The sequence below is a fragment of the Catellatospora chokoriensis genome (assembly GCF_011297315.1).
Classification (GTDB): Bacteria; Actinomycetota; Actinomycetes; order Mycobacteriales; family Micromonosporaceae; genus Catellatospora; species Catellatospora citrea.
This window is the reverse complement of the sequence record NZ_JAAOTI010000024.1, coordinates 38,057-59,382: the sequence shown is the minus strand read 5'-3', so window position 1 is coordinate 59,382 and position 21,326 is coordinate 38,057. Positions and strand designations below refer to the sequence as shown.

The following is a 21,326-nucleotide window of genomic DNA, read 5'->3' as shown; positions in this document are numbered from 1 at the left end:
AAAGTCAGAATCGCGTCCCCTGCGCGGGGGACCTCAACAACCAGCCCTGGCCAGCGCCAACACCACGCGGCCAACAAGGGCGCAGCACGGAACTCCAGGACGTACCGACAACCGGAGCCGACGATGCCGGCCTCTGACCTGCCCACGCAACCTCTCCAGCCATGGGTGATCGCCGCCGTCCTGGCCGGGCTCGCCGCCGCGATCGCCGCCCGGACCATGCTGCTGTTGTGGCGCCGGGACCGACTCGTGCGCGGCGCGAAGCTGGTGACGGTCTACACCCCGCCGCAGGCCGACCCAGCCGGCGCGGCCATGTTCTGGACCACTACCGCGGGGCTGCTGCGCATCAGCGGCTGGCGACGCCTGCTATACGGCCCGGCCCATGTGGCCGCCGAGTACGTGTGGACCGGCCGGGCCCTGGCCATCCGGATCTGGCTCCCCGGGACCGTGTCCGCTGCGCTGGTGACCGCGGCCGTGCAGGCTGCGTGGCCGGCCGCGACCACGAGAACGGACGAAGCCGCACCGCCGCTGCCGACCGGACACCCCGCGGCCGGCACGGCCTTGTGGCCAGCCCGCGCGGACGTCCTGCCGCTGCGCACGGACCACGACCTCGACCCGCTGCGACCACTGCTGGCACTGGGCGCCACCCTGCGCCCCGGACAGCACCTGGCCGTGCAGATCCTGGCCCGTCCGGCCACCTCCCGCCGCACCAGCCGGGCGGCCACCGCACCGGCCACGCTGAAACAGCATGGCCGCCCCGCAAGCCTGCTGGACCCGGCCATGTTGCTGCGGTTCGTCCTCGACCTGGTCATACCGGTCGGCCGCGGGCAACCGGCCGGTGCGGCCCGCCGGGCCGACCCGATGGCCGACCGTGACGCCAGGGCGGCGCTGGACAAGACCGGACATCCGCTGTGGGAGACCGCGATCCGCCACGCCGTCGTCGACACCAACAGCCGCCGCGGCAGCGACCCACTGCCGCAGCTAAGGGCCCTGGTCAAAGGCGCCACCGCCGCGTTCGGCGCCTACACCGACCGCAACCGTCTACGCCCCATGCGGCTGCACAACGCCCCTGCGGTGCTCGCCGCCCGGGTCCTGCGCCGCGGGTTTCTCACCTCCACCCCGGAACTGGCCGCCCTCGCCGGCCTGCCCCTGGACACCGCGGTGCCCGGCCTGGACCGCGCCGGAGCCAAAGCCGTCCCCGCGCCGGTGGCCGTACCCGCAGGCGGCCGCAACGTCAAACCGCTGGGCCGTGACAGCAGCGGCCACGCCGTCGGCCTGCCGGCCGCCGACGCCCGCCAGCACCTGCACGTGCTCGGCGCCACCGGATCGGGAAAGTCGACGCTGCTGGCCAACCTCGTCCTGCACGACATCGCCGAACGCCGCGGCGTCGTGGTCATCGACCCCAAAGGCGACCTCGTCAACGACCTGCTCGACCGGCTACCGGCCACCGCCGCCGACCGTCTGGTCCTCATCGACCCCGAACAGGCCGCGACCCCGGTCCTCAACCCCCTGGCCGGTGACGACCACGACCTGACCGTCGACAACATCGTGTCGATCTTCGCGAAGATCTTCCAACGGCACTGGGGACCCCGCATCGACGACGTCCTGCGCGTGTCCTGCCACACCCTGCTGCGCCACGCCGGCGCCACCCTCACCCTCATCCCACCCCTGCTGCAGGACAAACAGTTCCGGGCCCGGTTCACCCACGACCTCGACGACCCCGAAGGCCTACGCGGCTTCTGGGACTGGTACGAATCCACCCCACCACCGCTGCGCGCCCAGGTCATCGGCCCCGTCCTGGCCCGGCTGCGCTCGTTCCTGCTGCGCGACTTCGTCAAACAGACCCTCGGCACCCCCAGGTCCAGCTTCGATATGGGGACCGTCCTCGACGGCGGGATCCTGCTCGCCCGCCTACCCAAAGGTGTGCTCGGCGAGGAGACCACCCGGCTGCTGGGCTCGTTCGTCCTGGCCGCGGTCTGGCAGGCCGCGACCGCCCGCACCCGCCTGCCCGAAGCGCAGCGCCGCGACGCGACCTTGATCGTCGACGAGTGCCACAACTTCCTCACCCTGCCCGGCTCGGTCGACGACATGCTCGCCGAAGCCCGCGGCTACCGCCTGTCCATGGTCCTGGCCCACCAGCACCTGGCCCAACTGCCACGCGAGACTCTCGCCGCGCTGTCCGCCAACGCCCGCAACAAGATCTTCTTCTCGTGCGCGCCCGAAGACGCCAAGACACTGGCTCGCCACACCCTGCCCTACCTCGACGAACACGACCTCAACAACGCCGGCGCCTACACCGCCGCAGCCCGACTGGTCATCGGCTCCCGCGAAACACCCGCGTTCACCCTGCACACCGCACCACCACGCCCACTCGTCGGCGAAAGCACCGCACTGCGCGCCGCCACCGCCGCAGCCCTCACCACACCGACACCCGCGTCGCCGCGCGGTGTGCACGCCCAAGCCCGCAGCAGGAGCCGCAGCACCTGATCACCGCAGCCGAGGACCGGACCATCCGCCGGATGCAGGGACGCCACCGCCATGCGGGGCGCCCCTGCATCGCGTCCACCGGCCGGTAGACCGGTCGGCGGCCCGCACGGCAGACCGATCAGTCACCCAGACGCCGACCGGAATCCCGATCACCAATCCGAAAAGCCACAGCCAGGAGGCCGCCATGTCCGCAAGCCAACGACCCCGACATCCCCTGTCGGGGGACTTCCCTTTCACCGGGGGAGACCGCATGGACCTGACCGCGGTAACCCCGATGCTCACCGACCGCGACATCGCCATCATCGAACTACTCGGCGACCACGGCGTGCTCACCACCCAGCAGATCACCGCGGCGTTCTTCGGCTCACGCCACACCGCCCAGCACCGGCTGCGGCTGCTGCGGATCTGGGGCCTGCTGGACCGGTTCGTGCGCTACCGGCCCGGATTCGGCTCCTACCCCTACCACTGGGTGACCGGCCCCGTCGGCGCACGCTGGCTGGCCCTGTCACGCGACGAGCCGGCACCGAGCCTGCGCGCGGTACGAGAACGCCGTGACCGGCTGGCATCCAGCCCGAAACTCGAGCACCTACTCGGCGTGAACGAGTTCTTCACCCAACTGTTGGCCAACAGCCGCGCCCACGACGACCGCCACCTGCTGCGATGGTGGCCCGAGGCCGCCACCGCCAACCGGTTCGGCCGCCGGGTCAACCCCGACGCCCACGGGTTGTGGGCCGTCGGCGACCAGACGGTCGGCTTCTTCCTCGAACACGACACCGGCACCGAACAACTCGACCGTCTCGTGCGCAAACTCGACCGCTACCGCAAGCTGCGCGCCGACGGCGGCCCCGGGTTCCCGGTCCTGTTCTGGCTCGGCTCGCCCACCCGCGAGACCAACCTGAAGCGGCGCCTGAACGGCACCGACCACGGCGTCACCGTGGCGACCGCATCCCGGCAAGCCGGCGCCGCGCCGTGGGAGCCGGTATGGAAAGTCCACGGCAACGGCCGCCACCGCCTGGCCCTGCACGAGCTGCCGTGCGACCCGGGCCTGCCCGGCCCGCTCAACCCCACCTGGCCCTGACACTGTTGGGCTGTCACCGCCGCGAATCCGAACCCTGCGAATGCGCCGTGACCAGCACTGTTTGGTCGCCGGTTTAGGCTGGCCGCACACACATCACCCATTGCAGCTCCACCCGTTCACCCCGGGATCGCCCGGGCCTTGGGACGGCCGTCCACCCGCATCACGCCGGTCGACACCGAGCACCCCACCGCCCCGCACCCCGCCAGGCGAACGCAGCACCACCACACCGCGGCGATCGCCGCACCACGCCGCCCTCCGGCGCACCGCCACGGCGAGCCGGTCGCGTTTGGCGACCCCACCATCGCGCGGCAGCCCGCCGCGCACCCTCACCAGGCCGAACGGCCATCCACGCCAAGCCCGCGCCGATCCGGTGCCGGGCCCGTCACCGTGCCCGCCGACCGGCAGGCACGGCGACCCGTTCTGCAAAGGAGCACCCCCGTTGTACGAGGTGAACCGGCCGCGCCGCGGCCACGACTTCCTGCCCACACCCGACCGGCTGCTGACCGTCCCGGCCATCTACACCCAGGAGACCGTCGACACCGTCGACAAGGTCGTCCACCTGCACTACTTCGCCGCCGCCGGCGACTGGTGGATCACCGAACTCGACCCGCAGACCCTGCTCGCCTTCGGGTACGTGCGCCTGGCCGCGATGCCCGAATGCGCCGAGTGGGGATACATCCCGCTCGACGAACTCGAAGCGGCCATCGACGGCCTCGGCTGCCCGGTCGAACGCGACCTGCACTGGCAGCCCACCGCGTTCGGCCAGATCCCGGACGCCCGATGAGGCCGCGCACCGACACCGTCCTGGTCGACGGCGCCGGTACGCGGCTTCGGGTGTCCTACACCGGCCCCGCACACCAGATGCCCGACGTGCTGGCACTGGTCGCCGCCGACCTGGCCGAGCACGGCCCGGCCAGCGTGTTCTGGCCCGAACTCCGCCCCGCCCAACGGCGGCTGCTGACCACCGGCCCCACCACCTGAGCCATCCCACCTGCCCACACCACCACGGTGCGGGCTGTCCACCCGACGAACAGAAAGGAGCCGACCATGGCTCACGAACTCGAGGTCTTCGCCGACGGACGCACCGCGTTCGCCACCGCGAAACTCGACGCATGGCACCGCCTCGGCGTCGTCACCACCGCCTGCATGACCGCACAGGAGGCGATGAGCACGGCACTGCTCGGCGGCTGGAACGTGCGCACCGCCGCCCTGCAGGCAGTGGAGCTGACCGCCGACGGGGTGCAGGTGCTGCAGGTGCCCGACCAGGTCGCCACCGTGCGCACCAACCCCGCCACCGGCACCACCGACCTGCTCGGCGTCGTCGGCAAGGACTACCGGGTCATCCAGAACGAGGAATGCGCCGAGCTGATCAACCTGCTCGTCGACGAGTCCGGGGCGCACTTCGAAACCGCCGGCAGCCTGCGCGGCGGACGCCAGGTGTTCCTGACCATGAAACTGCCCACCTCGCTGCGCCTGGCCGGCGTCGACGACGTCGACCTGTACCTGGCCGTGACGACCAGCCACGACGGGTCGGCGGCACTGCGCATCGACGCGACGCCGGTGCGGGTTGTGTGCGCAAACACCCAGCGGATGGCGCTGCGGGCGTCCTGCGGGCACTACACGTTCCGGCACACCACCAACGTCAAAGGCAAGATCGCACAGGCCCGGTCGGCGATCGGCCTGATGTGGGACTACTGCGCGGCGTTCGAAACCGAAGCCCAACACATGATCGACACCGAGCTCGCGTTGACCGAGTTCCGCAAAGTCTGCGAGCAGCTGTGGCCGCTGCCGGACAACCCGAGCACCCGCACCACCGCCTACCACGCCCGCCGCGCCGCGACCGTCGAGGACCTGTTCGTCAACGCGGGCACGCAGGCCAACGTGCGGGGCACGGCATGGGCCGGGCTGCAGGCGGTGGGGGAGTACCTGGACCACCACGCCCCGGCCGCCGACGCGGCAAAGCGTGCCGAGCGGGTCCTGACCTCAGGCACCGTCGCCCGGCTCAAGCAGAACGCCTACGAGCTGCTGACCGCCTGACCCGCCGGCACCGCACCACAACGCACGACAGCACCTGACCGACAACCCATCCGCCTCGAGGCGCCACCCCCGAGGGGTGGCGCCCCTTCACCACGAAGGGAACACCACCCGACATGGCAACACCAGAACCGGACCCCGCCGCACTCGCCGAACTGATCCACACCGTGCGCCAGGCCGCCACCACCCACGAGCAACAGCTCGCCGCCCTGATCGCCCGCACCCGCCGCGCCATCATCACCGCGGTCGCCGCCGGGACGATATGCTACCGCGGCGCCGACGACGTCCTGGCCGAATGGGACATGCCCGGCCTGCCGAAACTGTGGCCCGTCGAAGTCGAGGCACCCGTGGCCTACCGCCGCCGGCATCCCGACAGCGGCTCCGCGCTCACCGCCCACCACACCATCTGCGACATCCTCGCCGCCGCCCTACCCGACGAGATCGACATCGGCCCCACCCGGCACGAGCACGCGGCACCCGTCGGCGACGACGGGCAGGAGTTCGACGTCAGCGCGACCGTCGTGCTGACCGTGCCCGTCACGGCCGACGGCGCCGACACCGCCATCCGCATCGCCCAGGACCGGCTCGCCGAGGCGCTCACGTGCGCCGACGAACCGATGCAGGTCACCGTCGACCTCGACCGCGCCCAATGGGACACCGACAGGCCCCGCGACGCCGCGCTCGACCCCGACGAAGACGCACCGGCCCACATCGCCTACCCGACCGCTGGCTGGGACCTCGATCTCGGACCAGAGCAGCAACTTGCCCAGGCTCGCGAACGCGAGGATGCAGCCCGGCTGGCGCTGCCGGCGCTGCGGGCCGCGATCAGGACCCGGGCCATCCGGGCCGTCGCCGACGACCTCGGCCACCTCGACGACCCGGCCCAACGCGTCGACCGGTTCCTCGCCGACATCGGCCTGGACCCGTTGCCCCGGGCGTGGCTGGTGTGCATCGAGGCCTCGACGACCGTAACCGTCACCGCCGACCACGCCCGCCACGCCCGCGCCCTGGTCGCCGACGCCGCCCAGGCACGGTGGACGCGCCGGCACGAGCGGGTCGGCAACGACGACGCGTTCACCGACACCCCACGCCAGAGCGATGACGGCCGGTGGCAGGTCACCTGCAACGAGCGGCTACGGGTATGGGCCCGCACCGCCGACGAGCACACCGCCGCCGACATCGCGACCCGGCTGGCACGGGCACACCTGGACAACCTCGACCTGCCGCAGCTGCACGGCCACCGCCTGGTCGTCACCGGCACAGCGCAGGTCGTCGACCCCGTCCTCGACCCCGACCGTGACTGACCCGGCCGATCACAGCCGGCGACCCTGCGCAGCGGCCCGCCACACCGCCGGCCGCTGCCCGTCCATGAAAACGCCCCGGGACGCCTCGCCTGCAAGCACGCGTCCCGGGGCCTCCTGTTGGAGGTGTCCATTGTCCATCCTGATCCTGCTGATCGCCACCGCCGTCACAGCCGTGGCCATGTTCGCCGCCGGGCGAGCCACCGCCGCGCCGGCGCTGCGGCGCCTGCGTGACGCCTACACCCACGCCTGGCACCTGGCCCACACCGATGAACTCACCGGGCTGCCCAACCGGCGCCACGCCCACCGGCTGCTCGAGCAGCGGCTCGCCGCGCACCAGCCCACGACCGTGGCGCTGCTGGACCTGGACCGGTTCAAATCCGTCAATGACGAGCACGGCCACCACGTCGGCGATCAGCTGCTACGCCACACCGCCGCGCGGCTGCGCACGGCCGTGGCCGCGCACGGCGGTCACGCCGCCCGGCTCGGCGGAGACGAGTTCCTGCTCGTCCTGCCCGCGGGCACCGGCGACAACGCCGCAGTCGTGGCTGATGTGCTCACCCGCCTCGAGCAGCCACTCACCCTGCACCCCGACCGGTACACGGTGCTCGAGCATGTGCCGCGGGCCAGCGCCGGCATCGCCACCACCGGCCACACCGCCCGCACGTGGGCCGACCTGGTGCGCCAGGCCGACATCGCCCTGTACCGGACCAAACGCGCCGGCCGCTGGTACCACCTGTACCAGCCCGGCCACGACACCGAAAGCGCTCGCGTCGATCCCCGCAGCCAGGCACGGCTACGCGACCTGCACCGCACCCCCGTCAGCCGCCCGCAGCCGCACACCAGGACGGGGGAGCAGCCGTGAGGCTGTACTGCCCGGCCTGCGGCGAACCGGCCCGCAACACCCCGCCCGTCGGCCCCTACCCGAAAGGGGTCAGGGTGCCGTGGCACAGCCACCACGACGGCACACCGCTGTGCCCCACGGTCGGCGACGGCGGCTACACCCCGCACTGGCCGTACCAGGTCGACCTCGAGTTGAGGCGGCTGCGCCGCGGCCGGTTCGCCATCCCCACCCACCACGCCTGCCGTGGACCGGCGGCCGACTGCGCATTGGCCCTCGATGAGCCGCACGACATCTGCGTCGCACTACGCGACGACGACCGGCACCTGCCGTTCGAGACGCCCGGGTTCGCCCGGTCGCTCGACGCCCGCCACAGCCAGGTCCTCGGCAACTGGCTACGCGCCCACACCGACGACTACCTGCAACTCATCGACGAGACCGGACACGAACACGCCCACCGGGTCATCGCACTGACCGTCGCCTGGCTGCACTGGTGCGCCCGCCACACCGGCTTCCGCGTCCACACCTACTGGCCCACCTGCTGACACCGACCACAGTCATCACGACACAACCTCCATGCGTGGGTGGCGGATTCTTCCGCCACCCACGCCCTATTTCCATGCCCAGGAGTTGATCATGAAAGTCGGTTCCGTCGCCATCGTCGTCGCCACCACCATCACCGCGGTCCTACTGTGCCTGGCCGGACCCGTCCTGCTCCTCGGCGCAGAAGCCACCGCCACCACAGACGGATGCAGCCCGGGGCCGCTCGGCTGGACCCAGCCCGTCCACGCACCCGTCGGCAGCGGCTACCGCACCCCCAGCCGGCCACGCCACAACGGCGTCGACCTCATCGCCGCCCGCGGCACCACCATCTGCGCCGCCGCAGCCGGCACCGTCGTGCGCGTGCGCTGCAACGTCAACCCCACCAGCTGGGGCTGCGACCGCGACGGCTCGCCCACCCAGGTCACCGGGTGCGGCTACTACGTCGACATCGCCCACACCGGCGACATCTACACCCGCTACTGCCACATGCTGCAGCCGCCAGCAGTCACCGTCGGGCAGTCCGTTACGGCAGGCCAACCCATCGGTATCGTCGGCTCTTCCGGACACAGCTCCGGACCCCACCTGCACTACGAAGTTCACCGCGGCAGCACCGCCTGGGACACCGGCATCGACCCCGTCGCTTTCATGCACACCGTCGCAGCGCCGCTCGGTGGCGCCGACATCCGCCCGCTCACTTTCAGTGGTGGACCGGCCGCTGCCGCGCTCGCCGCAAGCCAGCAGGCGGCACCACAGCGAGTAGATCGGCCTGCCGGCTCGGCACACATCCGGGATGAGGCCACCTCACCTGCCAGCAATCTCGAGGGGCGCCCATGAGCATCGAAGCGATCAGCTGGGTCCTCAACGACGCACCCGACCTACCACCGAATCTGGTGGCCACACTCGTCGCACTGGCCAACCACGCCGACGCCGCAGGCAGAGGCACCGCACCCTCACAAAAGCGACTGTCCCACTACACGCGCAAAAAGCCACGCACCATCCGCGACGACCTCGCCGCACTAGAAGCACGCGGACTCATCCGACGCGGCAACCAACGCCACGTCGCGTCCCTGCCCGCCGACCGGCGCCCCGTCGTCTACGACCTAGCCATGGAACGCCGAACACAACCACCGGCGGCCGACGAGCCTTCCGGGCCGCAGACCGGCCCACCCGCTGTGGATAACCCTGTGGATAGCCGGGTGGCGGTCCGCCGCCGCCCGGCGGCCGGCCGCCGGGCGCAGGTCGCACCGACAGGCGGTACACCGCCGCCCGCAACCAACGCGATGAGCAGCGCAAACGTGACGCGGGAGGCGGTGCACCGCCACCGAACCATATTGGAGGAGGCGGTAAAACCTCCAACACCCGACGTACTCGCCTGGGCGACAGAACTGCTGCTCGAACTCGACCACCCCTGGCGCGTCGGCCGACGCACCGCCACGGCGCTCGCCCCGCTGGTAGCCGCCGCGTTCACCGCCGGATGGAGGCGGAAGGACCTTGCCGCGCACCTGGCTGCCAACCCCGGCGGCGTCAGGTCCTACACCGCTGTCCTACGTGCCCGGCTCGGCGACCTCCCGGCGCCACCCAGACCGCGCCACGTGCCGCACCCGCCACCGCGGCGCAGACCGCCGGCATGGTGCGGCGAATGCTCCCCGAAGTCACGCATGATCCCGTCACCCCAGCACGCCGGCAAATTCGTCACGTGCCCCAAGTGCCATGCCGGACACGAGGGGCCCACCAGGAAGGAGGCCGCCCACCACCAGGCTCCGCACACGACGCGAACAACGGGGTGGAATCCCGCGGCGAGTAGGTCGTCGCGATGAACATCGCGACGAGGCCCGCAGCGCGCACGGATATCGTCGGAGTCATGCCGTTGGCGTTGGTGGTGAAGACGTGAAGACTGTGCTGGTCACGGGAGTATCCGCTACGGGGAAGAGCGCATTGGCGCGCTGGCTTGCCGAACACGGCCACCACGCGGTCAGCCTGGACGGCCATCCAGGCCTCTGCGATTGGGTCGACGACCAGGGACACAGCGTGCCCTGGCCGACCCAACCCGACCTACGCTGGCTTTCACAACACCGATGGGTGTGGCGGCCAGAAGTACTCGACGCGGTGATCACCGCCGCTGCTGGTTCGGACGCGCGGGTGCTGTTCCTGTGCGGCCGCGCCGACAACGCCCCTGAACTGGCGGAACGGTTCCACGCAATCATCGGCCTGTTCATCGACTCGTCGACCATGACAGCCCGCTTGGACGAGCCCTCGCGTGGGAACCCATTCGGGCGCATGGGTGACAGTCGACGATTCGTCATCGACAACCTGGACGGCGATCAACGCCTACTGGCAGACTGGGTCGACGCGATCGTCGACGCAGGCAGACCACTGGCTCAGGTCGCTGAGGACGTCTTGTCCGCGGCAGCGCTGGAACTTCTCCGGGCGAAGATGTAGGCACGGGGCCGGCCGTCTGTCGGCACAATGTCCCGCACGACAGATGGCCGCGTAGCCGCACGCCGCGGCTTTGGCGGCGTTGGATGACCAGTACTCGGCCTTGTCCGTCAGCGATGACGCTGGCGACGCTGACGGAGTGACGCGGCAGGTCGGTCATCAGATCGTCGAACCCGGCTGAGTGTGGGCGACGGCATTGCTGTACTTCACTGCTGTGTGCGCCACGAGGCGCTGGATTGTCGAGAGGGGTGGGATTCCTCTCCGTGAGGACGTCGTAGCGGCCTGATCGAAGCTGGGGGCAGCCTGATCCGGGGGACGCCGGGGAGGGTGGGAAGCAGCCCCGACAATGCCGGGACGTGCTGGTACTGCCAGACGGTGCAGGTCCGGCTAGCGAGGCCAGGGTGCGTAACGCGAGTGAATCAGTGGTTGAAGCCTCGTAAAGAGTGCCGGCTCAAATCTGGTGGATAGGGGCCGGGGTGCAGTGCGTGACCGCCATGTTGGGGTCAACTCCGAAGCCGTGTGCAGCAGACGGTGGGGAGGCCACGCTGAAGGTCTACGGCGTAGGCGTGGCGAGGCTGCCGGGGTATAGCTGAGCGCCGATCTGGCCGATCGATGATCCGGTGAACGTGGGAACCATCCGCGGTCGCCCTGGCCTCCGGGCAGCCGGTCTGGTGGTGGGCAGGTGCGTCGCCGACTGTGGGCCGTGGGTGGGGCGGAGGCTCCGTAGTAGTCCGAGCCCGGGAAAGCCGAGGCACATGGCGAAGGGAGCCAGCAAGTCTGTAGTGGAGATGCTGGAATGCCGGGAGGCGTTGGTGAACACCGATGAACTGGAATCGGCCCTGATGCGGGCCGAGATCCGGGTACTGGAGATCCAGGCGAAGCTGCACCGTTGGGCCCGTGATGATCACCATCGCCGGTTTGACGATGTGTTCAACCTTGTCGCCGATCCCGCGTTCCTGCTTGTGGCGTGGGATCGGGTACGGCACAACAAGGGCGCAAAGACGGCTGGCGTGGATGGGCAGACCGCCTACTACGTGCAAGCCGTGGTCGGGGTCGCGCAGTTCTGCGACCGGCTGCGGACCGCGTTGAAGGACCGCAGTTTCCGCCCGGTGCCGGTGCGGGAGCGATTGATCCCGAAGGCCGGCGGCAAGCAACGCCGGCTGGGCATCGCAACCATCACTGACCGGGTGGTCCAGGCGTCCCTGACGCTCGTGCTGGAGCCGATCCTGGAGGCGGACTTCCAGCCGTGCAGCTACGGCTTCCGTCCCGGACGGCGGGCTCATGACGCGATAGCCGAAGCCCGGTATCTGGCGACCCGCTCGTATGAGTGGATCGTCGAGGGTGACATCACGGCGTGCTTCGACGAGATCGCGCATCCGGCCCTGATGGACCGGCTACGCAAACGGATCGGAGACAAACACGTCCTGAGCCTGGTCAAGGCGTTCCTGAAGGCCGGGATCCTCGGCCAGGACGGAGCGCTGCGTGACAGCAACACCGGGGTGCCGCAGGGTGGGATTCTTTCTCCCGTGCTGGCCAACCTGGCCCTATCGGTACTGGACGAGCACATCGCCCAGATCCCGGGCGGGCCGGGCAGCACGCAGAGCCAGCGGGCCACACGTCGCCGCAAGGGCCTGGGCAACTACCGTCTCGTCCGCTACGCAGACGACTGGTTGCTCATGGTCAGCGGAACCCGCGAACACGCCGAGCAGATGCGTGAGCAGGCGGCGGCGGTGCTGGCTCCGATGGGCCTGCGCCTATCGGCGGAGAAGACGAAGATCACCCACATCGACCAGGGCCTCGACTTCCTCGGCTGGCGCATCCAACGCCATCGCAAGCGAGGCACGAACCGGCATTACGTCTACACCTACCCGTCCCGCAAAGCGATCAAGGCGGTAACGGCCAAGGTGAAGATGATCTGCCGACGCAACGTCAACCAGCCGCTACCGGCCCTCATCCGCCAGCTCAACCCGGCGCTGCGAGGCTGGTGCGCCTACTTCCGCCCCGGAGTGTCCGCCTCTGCCTTCGCTGACCTGGCCAACTACACCCTGGACCGGTTCATGCGATGGGCCCGGCGCAAACACCGCCGGATCACCGTGAAAACCATCCGCCGCCGCTACTGCGGCGGCGGATGGTGGCCGACCACGGCAGAGATCGGCTTGTTCAACCCGGACAAAATGCGCACCACGCGCTACCGATACCGGGGAACCGCCATTCCTAGCCCGTGGCCGACCAGGGGATGAACCACCACGACAACCGTGACGGGACTTGTGGAGAGCCCGGTGCCGGGACGACCGGCACGCCGGGTTCGGGAGGCGACTCGGGGAGACCCACCGTTCGAGACAGCGGCAGGGCGCCCCGAGTCGACCTCACACTGGAGCGACCGGGGCTCGCTGCATGTTCTTTGAGATCACCGGTCGCCAGGCGCTGCGCTGCCCGCGGCCGGCTAGCCCGGAACAGAACATCTGACCTGCTTAGAAGAGTGGTTCCTGCCCGTCAATCTGCCGTTCGCGTGGCGTCTCAACTTGAACCTCGGTGAACCGGTCCGCTGGCCGGTCGTAATAGCCCGGCGCGGCCACCAAGGCGGACTGGAAAAACATCCCCTCGAAGTCCTCAGGATCATCTGGAATCCCCGGCCGCCACAGAGCGAGGAGGAGGTCGGGTGCGACGACTGCGGAACCGTTATCCTCTATCTCCACCCGGGCAACTGTCGCCAACCTCCTGGCCACCTCATCAGCAGGTAGTTCGAAGAGCGAGATGTCCTGGAACATGACCACCACACCTTCCGACGGCCGCCAGACCTCCATCACATCTACAAGCCCTGCGCGATCTTGGCCAATGGAAAGCGTCAACCCGGATTCATAGTGGAAATAGCCCGTGTTCACCCATTTGCCTGGCTGCGGTTGCCGGTAACCGTCCACCTGTCGAAGCAGGTTCGCCGCTTCATCGAACGGCATACCCAACGTGATCGGCCCGGCGGAGCCCGGCGGATTTAGAAGGAGTTGCATGTCCTCCACCAGGGTGTCATCTGCGCATGAGCTCTACAACTCAGCAGTCTGGACCAAGCCGCAACTGATGGCTAGCCGGCTGGCGAAGGACTGTAAATCCGTCGCGAAAGCTACAGAGGTTCGAATCCTCTACCCGCCACCAACAGCAAAAACGCGGTTCTGACCAGCAAGAACGGTCAGGGCCGCGTTTCGTTTGGGGTCCGGGCGTGTCCGGCTGAGTCCGGCCATCTACGGCTGTCCTGGGGAACATTGGGGGAACACGCGCAGCTCAAGATCGCGGTTGGCTGTACCCTGCCGTCTGCCGGAGAAGATTCGCAGATTTGGTGGTGCCCGATGCCTTCAGACGTATGGCCGAGCCAGAGGGCGCTTCTCGTCGGTGCACTATCGGTCTGGGCAGCGGTGGGCCTCTTGGCGGTCATGTCGATCTTGCCCTGGAAGGTAGCCGCATTCCTCGGAACTCTGGCCTGGCTCCCTTACTGGATTGCAGGATCGAAGCGATTCGATAGCCCAACCTCATGATCTTGTCCCACCTGGCTCCCCGTCTGCCGTCGGCCCGCACTCCGTGGCATGATCTCCCGACCTGGTCAAGTGGAGCGCCCTACCGGACGACCTTGACCAGGGCGGCAGATCATGAAGGCTTTGCCCGGGTCGAAGGTAGGCGGGGTGCGACTCCCCGGAGCCCGAGGTTGAGGGGTTGACTTTGACCTTGAAGACATCAGGTGGCACGGATGTGACGGCGGCGGGAGCAGCGGTCAGGTAGTCCAGCGGCCCTGCGAAGTCAAGGTTGTTGCTGGCTTGAGCTTCGTCGGCGCTTCCGAGACTTCACCGCTATGAACACATGGCCGGCAAGTATTAGCAGCACCCATAACGCGTTCACTGCCGCCCCGAACCAGTTCCCATATTCGATCTTCGTCACCGCGCTGAACGTGAGCAAGGTGATCGTTACAACCGCGCCGACGACCCCACTAACCGACTCCGCAAGGTCGCAGACATCAAGGTCACCAGTCAAGCGGCTGCTGGGACGGATCGGTCAAGCAGGTACTGGGACTAGACACCGATGGCATGAGTTGTGTGCTGTCCCGGTAGATGCTTGACATCGGCGTCCCAGTAGCTGCTTGACATGATCGTGCGGGCGGCTCAGGTGTCGATGCTCTCGGAGGTGACGCTCGGCGACACCCGTGCTGGCCACTCTCGTTACGATCCAGCCGTGCTCAACATCCAACGGACCTATCGGCGACTTGAACCGCTGCACCTGGTGTTCGCGCTCGTTTGGGGCTTGGGGATGTTGATTCCGGTACTCGCCCACAGGTCTAAGGGACCTGGCGTGGTGGCCTCCCTGCTCGCCTTGGACGCTGCTGGCCTCATTTGGGTCTACCTGGCTGCGCCGGCGGCTTCGATCGTCGTCACATCGGGGCAGGTGATCGTCAGAAACCCGTTCCGTCGGCACGTCGTCCCTCGTCGCCTGATCGAAGGGGTGGACACCGAGACCGCCTTGACTCCCCGCCTCCTGGTGCGCAACGCACCGCCGATTCGACTCGCAGCCCTCAACCTCAACTTGGCTCGCGGCTACCAGGTGAACGCGGGCCGCCACCAACGGCTGGGCGTGGGGGCGATGCTCGAGCAGGTCCCAGTGGAGCTGAATGACGGCCAGGTGGACCGCCGCGTCCGCTACGGTCACGTGCTGCTGGCCGCAGTGGCGGTGGGTGTGACGCTGGCAGCGGTTCGGTATCTGCTGTCCATCGAGCAGCTGTAGTTCGAGCAGGTGCTGCTGGCCGCGCTCTTGATCGAGAAATATCCGAGCTGGCCGCTTGCACGGTGACTAACGGTGATGACTCCAGCAAGAACGTCTAGGCCCTGCGTCAAGCATGTGCTGGGACGGATTCGTCAAGCATGTGGTGGGACTAGACACCTCCCGGGCCAACCTGATCGAGGCCCATTTCGGACCTCTGCGGCAGTTCCCCATCGCCAGCTTCAGCCACTGCAGCCCACATCGTCTAGCCCTGCGCGCCTACCTGCGCTGGCGCAACGCCAACGCCCGCCACCCCGATATCCCGACCGCTCAACGCCGCAACGAGCCGGCATCTGTAGTGAGAAGCGCATCCGAAGGGGCGGCCTGACCAATCCGGCGAAGTTCGCGGTCGGAGCGCTAGCTAGCCGAGAGTCCGAAGCACACGCTTGCCGTCCCAGCGGTCTACCTCGCCACGGGCACGGCGTACCGAGGTGACCCGGAGCAGGGCTGCGTCCCTCAGCGAGTCGATGGCAGCGGAGAGACCTGCTGCTGATGAGGGTCGAGATGGCCAGGCCTCGCCGAGAAGGGGCACGCTGGCGGCGACAAACTCGTCAACGGTCGCGGCGGCTCCGCGGGCAGTGATCGTGTCCCGGGTGTCCTGGATCATCTGGGCGAGCTTGCGGGAGTACTTGTTGGCGGTGTCCCGCTCGTCGGGCCACCATGCGTCGAACCACCACCACACTGCGATCAAGGCGTCACGGATGCCCTCTGCGAGCTGCTCGTCGGTGATCTGGGCTCGCGCCCGGGTGTACTGGTTCGGTCCGTCATACCCACGCAGCTGTTCCGACACGAATCAAACATACGTTCGAGCCAAGGGTGCGAGTCAACCCCGGCTCGCGGGTCACGGCGTGAGGTCCCGCCCCCGATACCGAGGGGTTGCGTACCCTCGATGCTGGTGACCTACCCGCTCATGGGCACCTCGACCGGATTAGCCACCCTGGGCTCGGTGTGGCGGTCCAGCTCGAAACTGACGAGCATCTGGCTCGCCTTCTCGAGAACGTGGCCAACCGTGGCAGCGCCTGGGTGGGAATGGCAATCCGCCGTCAGCTGCCGAGCAGTCGTTTGAGCAGGTTGTCCGGGACGGCGAGCAGGGCGACGGTGACGGCTTGGCGGATCCACCAGGCGGCTGTGGCGATGAGGTAGAGGGTGATGAGGATGCTGTCGTTGGAGGGGACGTGAACGATGGCGAAGCCGAGGCCCAGGACGGCGGCCAGCGCGGTCGCAGCCGCGCGCCGTCGGGTGAGGGTGAGCGCGACGGCGACACCGAGTAGTGCGGCTCCGCCGCGGCCGCCGATGATGACGACCAGGTCGTAGGGGATCGGTGCGTCGAAGGGCAGGCCGTTCCATGCGGCCTGCATACCGGCGATGCCTGCCGCTGCGAGGAGCATGGCGGTGACCGGGTGGTGCAGGGGGTCGGTCCACGGTTTGTCGCGCAGCGCCGGGATCAGGGGTGCGACCAGTCCGACGGTGACCGCGACTGCGGCGGCGGGTGCGGCCGCGGCCAGGGTCGGGGTGAGGAAGTCGGGGGCCAGTTCCGGTGAGCCGCCGAAGATCGCGTCGGCGAGTAGGCCGAACAGGCCGGCGACGGCCAGCCCGATGGCTGCGGTGAACGCGAGGAGCCGTCCGGCGCGTGTGGCGTGGTATCCGGGCCGGTTGTCGGTGTGGTCGTCGCGCAGCAGGGCTGCGGCGGCGAAGCGTCCGCCGGCGATGGCGGCGAAGGTGGTGAGCATCGCGGCGACGGCGTATTGGGGCATGTTGAAGTAGGCGGTGATCTTGGCGTAGTCGTCGGTGGTGTAGGTCAGGTTGTGCGGCAGTAGGTACTGGGTGTCGGTGATGTCCTGGATCGCCAGCACGCCGGCCGCCACCGACGGTAGGACGACCGCGGCCAGATGCCGCACCCGCAGCCGAGCTCCTGTGGCGGTTCCGGCTGCCGTGGCCGGTCCGGGCTGGTAGCTGGTGAGTGCACCGTCGGCCCGCGCCAGCGCGGGTGCGGACAGGGGCACAGGAGCGAGCGCGAACCGGCCTTGTAGGGCGTCGCCGGCGCCGATCAGCGCGGCGGTGTCGCCGAGGGCGACGATGGCCGCTAGGTGCTCGGGGTCGATGTCGGCGGCGGCCATAGCTTCGTCCGCGGCGGCGAGGATCTGCTGACGCATCCGTGCGGCGGGCTGCTCGAGGTCGGCGTGGGTGAGCAGAATCGGCGGGTGGGGATCGGGCAGTACGACAGCCGCCCGGCCGTTGTCGGCCAGCTGTGCCAGTGCCGCTTGCACCGCGGCGGGCGCACCGCTGTCGACGTCGCTGCCGTCGGGTACTGGCACGGGTAGGTGCTCGACGAGTGCCCGCGCTAGGGCTTGTGCGCCGGTCGCTGGCATGGGGATCGTCGACAGCAGCTGCCAGCCACCGCCTGTGTGCTGCACCAGGGACATGTTGGCTTCGGTTACGCCGATGTCGCACACCAGGACGCATCCGCTGTCCGGGACCGGCTCCACGGTGTGGGCATAGGCGGCCGCCGCGACCGGTGCAGCGACGATGGTCGGCGCAGGAAGCCCTGCCGACGCGGCAGCCTGGCGAAGCAGGGCGTGCCGCCGAGGGCCCCAGGCCGGGGGAGCGGTCAACACGAGCCCGGTGACCGTGCCAGCGAACGTCTCGGCGGCGTCAGCGACGCGGCGCAGCAACACCGCAGCAGCCCGCACATCGCCAACGGCACCGCCCAGCGCCGAGCGCACATCGTCGACCACCACTCGCTCGCCGCCGTCTGCGTCCGGGGGCAGGGTGACGGCCGACGGCGTCGAGGTGGTGGCGCCGAAAAGAACAGGGCTGCGGCGGTGCCCGACCGCGGCGACGGCCACGGTGGTCTGTTCTCCGATGTCGACGGAGAGCGTGACCGTGGTCGATTCCATAGGGGGCAGTGTGTCAAACCGTTCGCGGTGGCGCTGCCCCGCGGTGACGGTCTGGCTACCGGATGTGGCGAGCGAGTGCGGGATCGATGATGATGAACGGCGACCGGTGGTCGAGGCCGCCTGGGGGAGGAGTGCCATGGAAACACGTACTTCTACGACCGTCGCGCCACGCGGCAGCATCGTAGGCCGAGCGTTACGCGTGTTGATCTCCGCCGGTGGGCTGCTGGCCATGCTGGCCGGGCTGCCCGCAGCCCTGGTCGTGCTGGTGGGCTGGCCGCTACCGGACGCGTGGCCAACAGGCGAGCAGTGGATGGCATGGCTAGCGCAGCCGGTCACGGTGCCGTTCCTGATCGGGCTCTTCACGTGCGCCGGATGGCTGCTGTGGGCAGGACTGCTCGCCGCGGTGGCCGCGGAGGTCCTGTCGGTAGTCGCGCGGGTAGACACGTCCCGGTGGCGGCTGCCCACGCCGCTGCGTGCGGTCGCTGCCGGCCTGGTCGGCGCGGTCGTCATCGCGGTTGCGGGCAGCGCTGCCCGCGCAGCAACCACCAGCCCCGCACCAGCGGCCACCACGCCCCGCGCGGCCGCCTCTACCGCGCTCGTGACACGGGATGTCGTGGAGACGGCGCCGTCTGCGTCGGCAGCGACCACGACCAAGGTGCACCACGGGACGATCACGTTCGAGGTCCGCGGCGAGCGATTCCACGCGGTGGTGCGTCGTGGCGACACGATGTCGAAGATCGCCCGACAATGGTTGGGTGACGCCGATCGGTGGCCGGAGATCTGTCGCCTCAACTGGCACCGGCACTGGGCCAAGATCGGCGGGAAGCTACGTGACTGCGATGTGATCTACCCCCGTTGGGACCTGCGACTGCCCGCCGACGCCACACCACCGCCAGGTGCTGTGCGCGTCGGTACACCACCACGCGTAACGCCGCCACAACAGCCGCTGCCAGCGCCGGTGCCACCGCAGCCGACCGCCACGCCACCAGCAGACGCCGACCCCGACGGTGTCGTCGAGCCCGACATCACCACGACCGCCCCGACTACCATCGACCAGCACAAGGACAACAACCAGGTTGGTAGTTCACAGCAACAGCAGCCAGCCGGAATCGCACTGCCCGGCGGCTGGGTCAGCACCGCACTGGCCGCCGGCATCCTGGCCGCGATAGCCGCGGCATGGGCCATGCGCCACCACCGCTACCGCCCCCGCAGGCCCACCGGCCTGCAGCAGACTGACCCGTGGTGGCCTGCGCTACCCGACGCCGTCCGCCGCCTACGCGAAGCACTACGCGCCACGGCAGACGACAACCCTGCACAGCACCCAACCCAGCCCCAAGTAGGCCCGAGCACGAGCAATGACCAGCACACCGACGCGAACACCTATGCCGCCGCCGACGTGCACTACACCAACACACCCGCGGAGCCGCAACCGGCAACCACCGGGCCAGCACTGGCCGGCATCGGCACACTGCCGCCCGGCGGACTCGTCCTGGCCGGCCCGGGCGCACACGCGGCAGCCCGCGGACTCATCGCCGCCACCCTCGCCACAGCGGACCGCAGCCCCGACCAGCTCATCACCACCCGAGCGACCGCGGACGTCCTACTCGGCGATGACAACCTGCACCACCCCCAACTGACCGTCGCCACCACCACCGCCGATGCCATCGAACACATCACCCGGCAGATCCTGTCCCGCACCCGCCAAGCCCAACAACACGACCAACCCTCAACACCACCGCCGACGGTCCTGCTACTGGACACCGCCGACGGGCACGGCAAGGTCCTCGACGCACTGCTACCCGTCGCAGCGGCCAGCAACATCGGTGCCGTACTGCTCAACATCCACCGAGCCGCGCAAACCATGACCGTCGACCCTGACGGCCACACCGACCACGGCACCAGGCTCGCCATACTCGACGCCCCCAGCACCCTCGACCTGCTACACATCACCAACCCGGCACCAGCTGCCGCAGACCGGCCGCCGAGCGACACGATCACCGCAACCGCACACGAACCAGCCGCAGCACCAACTACGCAGGCCGTCACGAAAACTCAAGTGAAGATCATCGGTCGGCCGCAGATCCTCGACCAACACGGCCAACCCATCACCGGCCTGCGTACCAAAGCCATTCAGACACTGGTCCTACTCGCGGTGCAACGCACCACCATCGCCAAAGTCGACCTATGGGAGGTGCTCTTTCCCGACGCGACCATGCAACGAGCCGAGGAACGTTTCGCCGTCACCATCGCCGACCTGCGCAACGGCTTCCGCCGAGCCGCCGGCGACAAAACCCGCAACGCCGTACCCAACCCCGGCGGCCGCTACCACCTCGACCCCGACCTCGTCGACGTCGACCTATGGCAATTCAGTGACCACCTCACCGCCGCAGACCACACCACCGACCCCGACACCCGACACCACCACCTACAACAAGCGCTCGCCCTACACGCCGGACCGCTGGCCGAAGGAACGGACTACGACTGGACCGAACCTCACCAACACACCTACATCAGCAAGGTCATCGACATTCTCGTCACCCTCGCCCAGGACACCGGCGACCCCCGCCAAGCAGCAGAACTCCTCGACCAGGCATCCGCACTGTCACCGGCCAACACGGCTGTCTTCCGGCGAGCGTTGACAGCATGGACCCGGCTCGGCATGCCGGACCGGGCCAGCAACGCGGTCAGCAGATACCACGCGGCCCTGCGTTACCTCGACGTCGACATCGACCACGAAACCGCAGAACTGATCCGCACAACCAGCTAAACACTGCCTCCGACTCCGACGGATCGTTGCAGCCGCCCAGTGCGGCCACGCCCAGATCGCTGCCGAATGCCTTGGCGGACATCATCGGCGGCCAGTCGCCTTCGACCACTGAATTGACCTCGTTGATGACAAGCGGGGCGTCGTCGGGCTC

Annotated in this window: 17 protein-coding genes; 14 read left to right on the top strand and 3 right to left on the bottom strand. The window is 69.0% G+C overall.

Translation table 11 applies throughout. The annotated features are described in order from the left end of the window. The first annotated feature begins 123 nt into the window (after window positions 1-123). From HAV39_RS30210 to ltrA, 12 genes are all read left to right on the top strand, one after another. Window positions 124-2,484, top strand: a complete 2,361-nt coding sequence (locus HAV39_RS30210) for a type IV secretion system DNA-binding domain-containing protein (RefSeq protein WP_191842569.1) — start codon at window positions 124-126, stop codon at window positions 2,482-2,484. A gap of 250 nt (window positions 2,485-2,734) precedes the next feature. Next, complete coding sequence (locus HAV39_RS30205; protein WP_191842568.1) at window positions 2,735-3,562, top strand: replication-relaxation family protein; 828 nt, start codon at window positions 2,735-2,737, stop codon at window positions 3,560-3,562. 448 nt (window positions 3,563-4,010) lie between these two features. Further along, window positions 4,011-4,346: a DUF2958 domain-containing protein gene (locus HAV39_RS30200; RefSeq protein WP_239120651.1), complete on the top strand. Its 336-nt coding sequence runs from the start codon at window positions 4,011-4,013 to the stop codon at window positions 4,344-4,346. Beyond that, window positions 4,343-4,543, top strand: a complete 201-nt coding sequence (locus HAV39_RS30195) for a hypothetical protein (protein WP_191842566.1) — start codon at window positions 4,343-4,345, stop codon at window positions 4,541-4,543. The genes HAV39_RS30200 and HAV39_RS30195 overlap by 4 nt, the downstream gene beginning before the upstream one ends. Before the next feature lie 66 nt (window positions 4,544-4,609). Beyond that, complete coding sequence (locus tag HAV39_RS30190) at window positions 4,610-5,599, top strand: DUF932 domain-containing protein (RefSeq protein WP_191842565.1); 990 nt, start codon at window positions 4,610-4,612, stop codon at window positions 5,597-5,599. A 113-nt stretch (window positions 5,600-5,712) separates the two neighbouring features. After that, the gene (locus HAV39_RS30185) at window positions 5,713-6,900 is read left to right on the top strand and encodes a hypothetical protein (protein WP_191842564.1); all 1,188 of its coding nucleotides are present in this window, start codon (window positions 5,713-5,715) and stop codon (window positions 6,898-6,900) included. A 130-nt stretch (window positions 6,901-7,030) separates the two neighbouring features. Then, entirely contained in the window at window positions 7,031-7,762 is a 732-nt protein-coding gene (locus HAV39_RS30180; protein WP_191842563.1) for a GGDEF domain-containing protein, read from the top strand. Next, window positions 7,759-8,283: a hypothetical protein gene (locus HAV39_RS30175; RefSeq protein WP_191842562.1), complete on the top strand. Its 525-nt coding sequence runs from the start codon at window positions 7,759-7,761 to the stop codon at window positions 8,281-8,283. Before HAV39_RS30180 ends, HAV39_RS30175 begins: the two co-directional genes overlap by 4 nt. A gap of 31 nt (window positions 8,284-8,314) precedes the next feature. Next, a complete protein-coding gene (locus HAV39_RS43685) occupies window positions 8,315-9,115 on the top strand; it encodes a M23 family metallopeptidase (protein WP_191842561.1) in 801 nt (266 codons plus the stop codon). Further along, window positions 9,112-10,098 (top strand): helix-turn-helix domain-containing protein, encoded by a 987-nt coding sequence (locus HAV39_RS43680; protein ID WP_373311783.1) that lies wholly within the window; start codon window positions 9,112-9,114, stop codon window positions 10,096-10,098. Before HAV39_RS43685 ends, HAV39_RS43680 begins: the two co-directional genes overlap by 4 nt. Before the next feature lie 70 nt (window positions 10,099-10,168). Then, window positions 10,169-10,720: a hypothetical protein gene (locus HAV39_RS30165; RefSeq protein WP_191842560.1), complete on the top strand. Its 552-nt coding sequence runs from the start codon at window positions 10,169-10,171 to the stop codon at window positions 10,718-10,720. Window positions 10,721-11,505: 785 nt separating this feature from the next. After that, on the top strand, window positions 11,506-12,957 hold the full coding sequence (gene ltrA, locus HAV39_RS30160; RefSeq protein WP_239120652.1) for a group II intron reverse transcriptase/maturase: 1,452 nt from the start codon (window positions 11,506-11,508) through the stop codon (window positions 12,955-12,957). Window positions 12,958-13,188: 231 nt separating this feature from the next. Here the strand turns inward: ltrA and HAV39_RS30155 are convergent, their stop codons facing one another. Next, entirely contained in the window at window positions 13,189-13,731 is a 543-nt protein-coding gene (locus HAV39_RS30155; protein WP_191842559.1) for a hypothetical protein, read from the bottom strand. A 1,111-nt stretch (window positions 13,732-14,842) separates the two neighbouring features. On the opposite strand from HAV39_RS30155, the gene HAV39_RS30150 reads away from it, so the two are divergent. Continuing rightward, window positions 14,843-15,475 carry a PH domain-containing protein gene (locus HAV39_RS30150; RefSeq protein ID WP_191842558.1) on the top strand — a complete coding sequence of 211 codons (633 nt, stop codon included), beginning with the start codon at window positions 14,843-14,845 and terminating at the stop codon, window positions 15,473-15,475. Between the two features lie 397 nt (window positions 15,476-15,872). Here HAV39_RS30150 and HAV39_RS30145 read toward each other — a convergent pair whose 3' ends face one another. Continuing rightward, complete coding sequence (locus HAV39_RS30145) at window positions 15,873-16,301, bottom strand: hypothetical protein (RefSeq protein WP_191842557.1); 429 nt, start codon at window positions 16,299-16,301, stop codon at window positions 15,873-15,875. 253 nt (window positions 16,302-16,554) lie between these two features. Continuing rightward, entirely contained in the window at window positions 16,555-18,408 is a 1,854-nt protein-coding gene (locus HAV39_RS30140) for an Hsp70 family protein (protein WP_191842556.1), read from the bottom strand. Between HAV39_RS30140 and HAV39_RS30135 the strand changes: the two genes are divergently transcribed. Continuing rightward, window positions 18,389-21,175, top strand: a complete 2,787-nt coding sequence (locus tag HAV39_RS30135) for a BTAD domain-containing putative transcriptional regulator (RefSeq protein ID WP_191842555.1) — start codon at window positions 18,389-18,391, stop codon at window positions 21,173-21,175. The two genes, HAV39_RS30140 and HAV39_RS30135, sit on opposite strands and share 20 nt — an antisense overlap. Window positions 21,176-21,326: the final 151 nt, after the last annotated feature.